Source organism: Phenylobacterium sp. (assembly GCF_035276905.1).
In the GTDB taxonomy this organism is placed as follows: Bacteria; Pseudomonadota; Alphaproteobacteria; order Caulobacterales; family Caulobacteraceae; genus Phenylobacterium.
Map to the genome: position 1 here is coordinate 1 of NZ_DATELG010000397.1, position 8,659 is coordinate 8,659.

An 8,659-nucleotide genomic window follows, 5' to 3' on the forward strand; every position below is an offset into this window, starting at 1 on the left:
CGAGCCGGCGCCGATGGCCGTCGCCGCCCAGCCCTCGCCGGCCCGCTACGTCGAGGAAGCGCCGGGCATGGCCACGGTGCTGACGCTGGGCGCGCACATGTGCAAATGGCCGATCGGCGATCCCTCGCTGGATAGCTTCACCTTCTGCGGCCGCCGCTCGGGCGAGGGCCCCTACTGCCACGAGCACAGCCAGGTCGCCTACCAGCCCGCCCAGGCCAAGAAGAAGGCCAGCGCCTCCGAGCTGGCCCGCAGCCTGCGCCGCTACATCTAGGGTTCCCGAGGAGAGAACGGGGCGTAAGATCCGTTGGGGATGGGGGCGTGTTTTCCGAGCCAAGGCCGGGGAACGCGCCCTTTCTCGTTTAGAGCTTGAGGCCCCAGCGCGGCTTCAGCTCCGTCTCTTTTGCGTCTGTCATCCCGGACATCCGCTGCGCGGATTCCGGGATGACAGCGCACAGATAAGAACATTTCGAGAACTTTGCTGCAAGGCGCCCCATTGGGTTCCCTGCCTCGACCCGCTACCTTCCACCGATGACCGAACTCGCCCCCGAGACCGAATCGAGCGGCAACGCCAGGCCCTATTCCGTCTCGGAGCTGGCCTTCGCCCTGAAGCGGACCCTGGAGGACGCCTACGGCTTCGTGCGGCTGCGCGGCGAGCTGTCCAAGGTCACCCATCACTCGAACGGCCACGTCTACCTGACGCTGAAGGACGAGCGCGCGGCGATCGACGGGGTGGTGTGGAAGGGCAGCGTGCGCGGCCTGTCGGTCCGGCCGCAGCAGGGGCTGGAGGTGATCGTCACCGGCAAGATCACCTCCTATCCGGCGGGCTCGCGCTACCAGATCGTCATCGAGACCATGGAGGCCGCCGGCGTCGGCGCGCTGCTGGCCCAGCTCGAACGGCTGAAGGCCAAGCTCGCCGGCGAGGGCCTGTTCGAGGCCTCGCGCAAGCAGCCCCTGCCGGCCATGCCGCGGGTGGTGGGCGTGATCACCAGCCCGACGGGGGCGGTGATCCGCGACATCCTGCACCGCATCCGCGACCGCTGGCCCTGCCAGGTGGTGGTCTGGCCGGTGGTGGTGCAGGGCGATGCGGCCGCCGGCCAGGTCTGCGCCGCCATCCGCGGCTTCTGCGCCCTGGACCCGGCCGGGCCGGTGGCCAGGCCGGACGTGCTGATCGTCGCCCGCGGCGGCGGCTCGGTGGAGGACCTGTGGCCGTTCAACGACGAGGCGCTGGCGCGCACGGTCGCCGACTGCCCGATCCCGCTGATCAGCGCTGTCGGCCACGAGACCGACACCACCCTGATCGACTTCGTCTCCGACCGCCGCGCGCCGACGCCGACCGCGGCGGCCGAGATGGCGACGCCGGTGCTGGCGGAGTTGAAGGCGGCGGTCGCCGACCTCGGCGCGCGCATGCACCGCTGCGGCGGCCGCGTCGTCGAGGACCGCCGCAACCGGATCGCCCACGCCGACCGGGCGCTGAAGCGCGTACCTGACCTGGTGCGGCTGGCCGAGCAGCGGTTCGACATCGTCTCCGGCAAGCTGGCCGCGGCGCTGGCCCGCAACGCCGCCCTGCACGAGCGCGACCTGGTGCGGGTGGCGAGCCGCCTCTCCCCGCTCCTCTTGCAGCGGCCACAGACCGTGCAGCGCCAACGCCTCGAGGCGTTGGCGCTGCGCCTGAAGCCCGCCGCCGAACGCAAGCTGGAGCGGCTGTCGGAGCGGCTGGAAGCCCTCTCCAAGCTCTACGTCTCGGTCGACCCCGACCGGCCGCTGCAGCGCGGCTTCGCGCGGGTGACGCGCCAGGACGGCTCGCTGGTGCGCGCCGGCGCCTCGCTGGCCGGCGGCGAGGAGGTCCACATCAAGTTCGGCGACCAGGTGACCCGCGAGGCGGTGATCGATGGCGCGGGCGCCGCGCCCGCCTTTCCGGCCAAACCCGGCAAGCCGCGCGCCAAGGCGCCGACGCCGGAACAGGGCGACCTGTTCTGAGCGCCCGGCGCGCGCTACATATGCGCCCATGAACGCGCACGATCCCGAATTCGCCGGCGCCGACCTCGCCAAGCTGCACTACGGAGACGGCGACTTCGCCGTGCTCAAGCCCGGCCGGTACGTCCTGTGCGCCGTCACCGGCGTGAAGATCCCGCTGGAGGCGCTGCGCTACTGGAGCGCCGCGCGCCAGGAGGCCTACGCCAGCGCGGTGGAGGCGAGCCAGCGCTTCCAGGAGACCGGCTCGGTCTGAGGCGCGATCAGCCGCTATCCCGGTTTCTTGTACATCTCCTTCGGCCAGCGCTTGTGGACCCAGAACCACTCCGTGGGCCGCTCGCGGACGCGCTCTTCCATGAAGGCGTTGATGCGGCGCACGCCAGCCTCGACGTCGGCTGCGCGGTCGCCGGTGTTCTCCAGCACCATCGGCTCGTGGACGACCACTCGAAAGCGCGCCTTGCTCACCCGCTGCACGCTCATGGGCAGCAGCGGGATGCCGAACTTGAGCGCGAAGGTCGCCGGTCCCGGCGCGGTGTGCGCGGTGACGCCGAAGAAGGGCGCGGCGACGCCGCCGTTGAACTTCTGGTCGTTGAGCAGGGCGACCGAGTCGCCGCGCTGGAAGGCGCGCATCATCTCCCGCGTGCCATCCGAGCCCTTGGGCGCGAACAGCTTCACCCCATAGCGCGCGCGGCTCTCGCGGACGCGCTGGTCGAACAGGGGATTGTTGGCCGCGCGGTAGGTGACGTGCGCCGGCACGCCCGCCTGGACGATGGCTGCGGCCATGATCTCGAAGTTGGAGAAGTGGCCGGAGATCAGCACCACCGGCCCCTGCCCCGCCGCGACCGCCAGGAGGCGCTCGCGGTTCACCACCTGCAGCCGCGACGGATCGCGGACGATGCGGTCGACGATCGGGAACTCCGCCAGGAAGCGGCCTGCCTCGGCCCATTGGGCCGTCTTCAAGTTCGCGATCTCGGCCTCGGACGCGTCGGGGAAGGCGATCCGCAGGTTGCGCTCGACGGTGCGGTCGGAGCTGGTCAGCGGCCCCAGGCGGCCGAACAGCCAGGCGCCGAAATCGGACGCCGCGTCGACCGGCAGCACGCGCATGACGCCGGCGAAGAGGTCGTAGGCGAACACCTCGACCCGCCAAAGCAGTTGCTGTGCGCGCGACGGGGAGTCGTTGGCCATCTCCCCTGATAGGCGGCCTGGCCCCCTCTGCGCAATTCCCGGGCGTTCGTGTGGCGCGCGACTTGCGACCTCAGGCCCAGGCGTCCCGGATTGGAACGCCCGACACCAGTTTTCGGGAATTGGGGCATGAGCGACGAAATCGACGAGCATCTCGGCAGGCGGCTGCGCCGGCGCCGGCGGCTGCTCGGCCTGACGCAACACCAGCTGGCCGACGCCTGCGGCGTGCGCTTCCAGCAGATCCAGAAGTACGAGTGCGCGGCCAACCGCATGTCGGCCGCGCGCGTCTGGCAGCTCTCCCAGGTGTTGGACGTGCCGATCAGCTACTTCTACGAGGGCCTTGGCCCGCAGCGCGAACTTCGCGCGCGCGAAGGCGGCGAGACCCCCGGCCACCGCGAGGTCTACACCCGCAAGGAGACCCGCGACCTGATCCGCGCCTACTACAGCCTGAGCGAACGGCCCCGCCGGCGGCTGCTCGACCTGGCGAAATCGCTGAACGGCGGCGACGTCGAGGCCTGACGCGGCGCCTCGGTCGGGGTAAAGCGGTCGCATGACGCTTTCCCCCGACCAGCTCGAAGCCCTGGAGGTCATCCTCCTCGAGCTCAACCGCGCGAGCGCGATGCACATCCTGCCGCTGTTCCGCGCGGAGCACGGCCTGCGCGACAAGGGCGGGGCCGCCGGCTTCGACCCGGTGACCGAGGCCGATGTCGGCGCCGAGAAGGTGATCCGCCGGCTCCTTCAGGAGCTCTGCCCCGACCACGGGGTGATCGGCGAGGAACTGGGCGAGGACCGGCCGGACGCCGAGTTCGTCTGGGTGCTGGATCCGGTGGACGGCACGCGGGCCTTCATCGCCGGCCTGCCGACCTGGTGCACGCTGATCGGCCTGCGCCATCAGGGCCGCCCGGTGCTGGGCTCGATCTCCCAGCCCTATCTCGGCGAGATCTACCTCGGCCACGCCGGCGGATCGCGCCTGATCGCCCCGCAGGCGACGACGCCGCTCAAGGTGCGCCCCTGCCCGCTCTTGACCGACGCGGTGATCGCCACCACCGATCCCGAGGGCCTGTTCGACGGCACCGAGCTGGGCGCCTGGACCCAGGTGCGCGCGGCGGCCAAGCTCGCACGAACCGGTTGCGACGCCTACGCCTTCGCCCGCGTCGCCGCCGGCACCATGGACCTGGTGGTCGAGGCCGGGCTGAAAGCCTGGGACATCGACGCCGCCATCCCGATCATCGAGGGCGCCGGCGGCCTCGTCACCGATTGGCGCGGCCGGCCGGTGGGCCCCCACGGCGGCCAGGTGGCGGTCGCTGGCGACCGGGCCTGCCTGGAGGAGGCGCTGATCGCGCTGCGCCGGTCGGCGAAGTAGGCGATCAGGCCGAAGCCGGCTTCTTCGCAGCAGGCTTCTTCGGCGCGGCGGTCTTCGGCGCGGCGCTGGTCTTCGACGCCGCGGCCTTGGCGGGAGCCTTCGTGGCCGCAGGCTTGGCCGCCTTCGCCGCCGGCTTGGCCGCCCCGGCCTTCGCAGCGGGCTTCGGCGCAGCAGCTTTCTTGGCCGGCGCGGGCGCCTTGGCCGCGGTCTTCGCAGGCGCCTTGGCGGCCGGCTTCTTCACCGCAGGCTTCGGGGCCGCCGGCTTCTTGGCCGCAGCCTTCGGAGCGGCCGGCTTGGCCTCGACAGGCGTCGGCGCTTCGGCCGCCGGAGGGGGCTTGGGGGCTTCGGCGACGGGCGTCGGCGTCGTTGCGACCGGCGCAGGGGCCGGAGCGGGCTTCGGAGCTTCGGCCACGGGGGCCGCCGCCGGCGGCGTCGCCGCGACCGGCTTCGGCGCGTTGGCGGGCTTGGGGGCGGCGCGGCCCGTGAGCGCGTCGAACGCCCTCAGGAAGATGTTTCGCATCGGGTCGGTCTCCATCAGGATTTCGTGGTAGGCGCCGGGCACGCGGACGAGCTTGCCCTGCGGAAGGTGGCGCGCGGCAGCCTCCAGGGCTGCGTTGGCCACCAGTTGGTCGTCCTCGGCCGAGACGATGACCACCGGGACGGTGATCTCGCGCAGCCGCTCGGGCTTGGCGAGGTAGGCGGTGGCCTTGAAGGCGAAGTCCAGCCACGCCCAGGTCGGCGCGCCGAGCGCCAGGTCCGGCTCGGCGGCGATCAGCCCGCAGGTGCGCGCGAAGCGGGCGCGGTCGTGGGTCAGGATGTTGCCGTCGAAGGCGTCGGCGAAGGGATCGCCCGGCTGGCCCAGCACATAGCGGTTCGCCCGCCCCATGAAGATGTTCATGCGCGCCGCGAAGCGCGCCCTCTTCAGCGGAACCTTGCCGGTCTTCACGCCCAGCATCGGGGCGGACAGCATCACGCCGGAGAACCGCCGCTCGCCATGCGCCATCGCCAGCAGCGTCAGGCAGCCGCCCATCGAGTGGCCCACCGCCACCCAGGGCTTGGGCGCCCGGTCCTCGAAAGTCCTCAGCAGCGCCTGGAAGTCGTCCAGATAGGCCTTGTAGCCGCGGGCGTGGCCCTTGTGGCGGTCGCCCAGCTCGCGCACCGACAGCCCCTGCCCGCGCCAGTCGTGGGCCAGGACGACGAAACCGCGCTCCAGGAAGTCGCCGATGGTCTCATAGTACTTCTCGATCGGCTCGGTGCGGCCGCCGGAGAGGATGATCGTGCCGCGGACCCGGCCCTCGGGCGTGAACAGCGCCGCCCGCAGGCGGGCGCCGCCGGCGCCTCTGAACCACTCGGCCTGGCCGCCCGGCGGGGCCGGCGCGTCGGGCGTGGTGACGAGAGGCGCAAGCTCGGCCATGGCGCTTCCCTACACCGCTCTGGCAAACAGAGTTTGAATGACGGGCTGGAGCTTCATCGCCAGCCCCATGTCCGACAGCTTCATACGCCCCGTCATTATAGCCCGCATCGGGTCGAGTTCGCGCTTGGCGAGCGCCTCGAGGTCCCTGCGGCTGATGGTGATGACGAGGTCCGCCGGCCCGTCCTGGTTGCTGACCGACGCGCCGTCGATGAGGATGACGCCCTCGCCCTTGAGGTCGAACTTCAGGCGCTGACCGAGATCCGGCCCGGATGCGACCGCGCCGCGGATTCGCTCCGTGATCTCTTCAACCGTCGCCATGCCCCCGGGTCCTCGATTCGCCTTCGAGCTTCGCTTCACGCGCGGGTGAAGTAAACCGTCAGCGCCGCGGCGAGTCGCGCGTCAGCGGAGCGTCATTCCGTCGCTGCCGTCGGCGCCCCGGCCCTTGAACCCCGAAAACCGGCGCCTAACTGAACTGCCGAAGGCGCTGGATGTCCGGGCCTTCCGAGACGCTGTGCGACGCCGATCCGGGTCGCCGACCGCCTCGAACAGAGAACGCAACCTTGCTTCTGAAGAAGGATGTGAACCCATGCGTACGATCGATTTCGCGCCCCTCTATCGTTCCGTCGTCGGCTTCGACCGACTGGCCTCGCTGCTCGAGGCCGCCACCGCCGACGGCGCCGGCGGCTATCCGCCCTACAACATCGAGCGCACCGACGAGAACGCCTACCGCATCGAGATGGCGGTGGCCGGCTTCCGTCCCGAAGAGCTCAATATCGAGGTGAAGGAGAACCTCCTCACCGTCCAGGGCCGCAAGGCCGCCAACGACGACGCCCGCCGCTACCTCCATCGCGGCCTCGCCGAACGCAACTTCGAGCGGCGTTTTCAGCTCGCCGACTACGTCGTCGTGACGGACGCCAGCCTCGCCGACGGCCTGCTGTCGGTCTCGCTGAAGCGCGAGCTGCCCGAAGCGCTGAAGCCGCGCCGCGTGGAGATCACCACCGCGCCGAGCGCGCCGGCGATCGAAGGCGAGAAAGCGGCGTAAACGGTCCGCCCATGGACTGACCCGAGAGGGCGGCGTCGAGAGGCGCCGCCCTTTTCATTTGCCCGGGTTCGGCGCGCGATCGCGATCCCGGACGCGTGCGAATGTCAGGCCCGAAACAAGCGCTGGAACCAAATGCCGCCGCCAAGGACTACGGCCTAGGCGGATCTGTTGCAGCGCTTGGGAGACGGAATGTCGGTGTCGGCCGCCCGAACGAGAAATCCTGGAACGGCCAGGCTCCACGATCTGCCCACGCCGGCAGTCTTGTCGCCGCGCCCGGAGGCGCAGGCCGACGTCTTGCGAGTGGCCTTCTTCGTTCACCGGTTTCCGGTCATATCCGAGTCGTTCATCATCAACGCCGCCGCGGGACTGGTGCGCGCCGGGCACCAGGTGGACATCTATGCGCTGCATGGCGACGGCGAGGCGCATGCCAAGTGCAACGACGCGCTGGCCCCATTCCGCGATCGCTGGCGATGCAAGGTGTTCCGCCTGCGCGAGCGGCCGCGCCGACGCCTTGCATTGGCGCCTCTGGCGGCCGCAAGGCTCTTCGCTCGCCACGGCGCGAGCGTGGCCGCGGCGTGGGAACGCAAGCATTTCGGCGAGGACGCCCCCAGCCTGATCGCCTTGCATGAGGCGAGCATCTTCCGTGGCGGCGGCCGGTACGACATTCTCCACGCGCAATTCGGTACGCTCGCCGATGTCGTGCTCAACCATCGGGATGCGGGCTTTCTCTCCGGCCGCGTATTCGGACATTTTCGCGGCTACGACATCTCGAGCCACCTGCGCGAACGCGGCGAGAAGGTCTATCGCCGGGTTTTTGCGCAAGCCGACGGGTTCCTGACGAATTGCGGGTTCTTCCGCGACCGCTTGATCGAACTTGGCGCGCCGCCGGAACGGACAACGATCATTCCCTCGGCGGTGAACGTCGAGCTGTTCGCTCCACGTCCCAATCCCTGGGAGCCCGGTCAGAAACTGCGCCTGCTCGGCGTAGGGCGCTTGGTCGAGAAGAAGGGCTTTACCTACGCCGTTCAAGCGCTCGCCCTTTTGGCCGCCGACGGCGTCGATTTCGAGTGCCGCATCATCGGCGAAGGTCCGCTGCGCGGCGCGCTGGAAAATGAAGCGGCGGCGGCGGGGCTCGCCGGGCGCATCCGCTTCACCGGGGCGGCGGGGCAACAGGAAGTCGCCGACGCCTTGGCCCACGCCCACATCTTCCTGGCGCCATGCACGACGGCGTCCAACGGCGACCAGGACGCCTCCATCAACACCTTGAAGGAAGCGATGGCGGCGGAGCGCCCATTCGTCAGCACGCTTCACGGCGGCATTCCGGAACTGGTCGCCGGCGTCGACGCCGGCGTGCTGGCGCCTGAAGCCAATTCCCGCGCGCTGTGTCACGCGCTCCGGACACTCATCGATCGACGCGACGAGTGGACTGAGATGGGCCGGCGCGCCCGCCAGCGTATCGAGCGCGCCTATTCCATCGACGCCGCAGCCGCGCTGACGACGCGCGCCTATCAAACGGTGCTTCGGCCGCCACAGTAAGGAGCGATAACGCAGCCATGCCTAAGCATTCGCCCACGCCGCGCGTGACGATCGTCCTCACGCAGAGAGAACGCTTCAGCGCAATGCAGGAATCGTTGAGCAGCCTGCTGGAGAATACGCGCGAACCTTTCAGGCTTGTCTGCGCCACCGG

10 protein-coding genes are annotated in these 8,659 nt (G+C 70.3%); 7 read left to right on the forward strand and 3 right to left on the reverse strand.

The genetic code is table 11. The features are described 5' to 3' along the window. The 3 genes from VJS38_RS19150 to VJS38_RS19160 all read left to right on the forward strand — a co-directional run. On the forward strand, positions 1–271 hold a 271-nt coding region (locus tag VJS38_RS19150; RefSeq protein ID WP_324089745.1), incomplete at its 5' end, for a GcrA family cell cycle regulator. A 257-nt stretch (positions 272–528) separates the two neighbouring features. After that, positions 529–1,977 (forward strand): exodeoxyribonuclease VII large subunit, encoded by a 1,449-nt coding sequence (gene xseA / locus VJS38_RS19155; protein ID WP_324089746.1) that lies wholly within the window; start codon positions 529–531, stop codon positions 1,975–1,977. Positions 1,978–2,005: 28 nt separating this feature from the next. Next, a complete protein-coding gene (locus VJS38_RS19160) occupies positions 2,006–2,227 on the forward strand; it encodes a DUF2093 domain-containing protein (RefSeq protein WP_324089747.1) in 222 nt (73 codons plus the stop codon). A 14-nt stretch (positions 2,228–2,241) separates the two neighbouring features. Here VJS38_RS19160 and VJS38_RS19165 read toward each other — a convergent pair whose 3' ends face one another. Continuing rightward, complete coding sequence (locus VJS38_RS19165) at positions 2,242–3,156, reverse strand: lysophospholipid acyltransferase family protein (protein WP_324089748.1); 915 nt, start codon at positions 3,154–3,156, stop codon at positions 2,242–2,244. Between the two features lie 126 nt (positions 3,157–3,282). Here VJS38_RS19165 and VJS38_RS19170 point away from each other — a divergent pair, with 126 nt between their 5' ends. Continuing rightward, positions 3,283–3,672, forward strand: coding sequence for a helix-turn-helix transcriptional regulator (locus VJS38_RS19170; protein ID WP_324089749.1), 390 nt, complete (start codon positions 3,283–3,285; stop codon positions 3,670–3,672). A 31-nt stretch (positions 3,673–3,703) separates the two neighbouring features. Beyond that, positions 3,704–4,516 (forward strand): histidinol-phosphatase, encoded by an 813-nt coding sequence (gene hisN, locus VJS38_RS19175; RefSeq protein ID WP_324089750.1) that lies wholly within the window; start codon positions 3,704–3,706, stop codon positions 4,514–4,516. A gap of 4 nt (positions 4,517–4,520) precedes the next feature. Here the strand turns inward: hisN and VJS38_RS19180 are convergent, their stop codons facing one another. Together VJS38_RS19180 and VJS38_RS19185 are read right to left on the reverse strand one after the other, a co-directional pair. Continuing rightward, positions 4,521–5,930, reverse strand: coding sequence for an alpha/beta hydrolase (locus tag VJS38_RS19180; RefSeq protein WP_324089751.1), 1,410 nt, complete (start codon positions 5,928–5,930; stop codon positions 4,521–4,523). A 9-nt stretch (positions 5,931–5,939) separates the two neighbouring features. Then, positions 5,940–6,248, reverse strand: coding sequence for an SCP2 sterol-binding domain-containing protein (locus tag VJS38_RS19185; protein WP_324089752.1), 309 nt, complete (start codon positions 6,246–6,248; stop codon positions 5,940–5,942). Between the two features lie 268 nt (positions 6,249–6,516). Between VJS38_RS19185 and VJS38_RS19190 the strand changes: the two genes are divergently transcribed. Continuing rightward, entirely contained in the window at positions 6,517–6,972 is a 456-nt protein-coding gene (locus VJS38_RS19190) for an Hsp20 family protein (protein ID WP_324089753.1), read from the forward strand. 189 nt (positions 6,973–7,161) lie between these two features. Next, a complete protein-coding gene (locus VJS38_RS19195) occupies positions 7,162–8,508 on the forward strand; it encodes a glycosyltransferase (protein ID WP_324089754.1) in 1,347 nt (448 codons plus the stop codon). Positions 8,509–8,659: the final 151 nt, after the last annotated feature.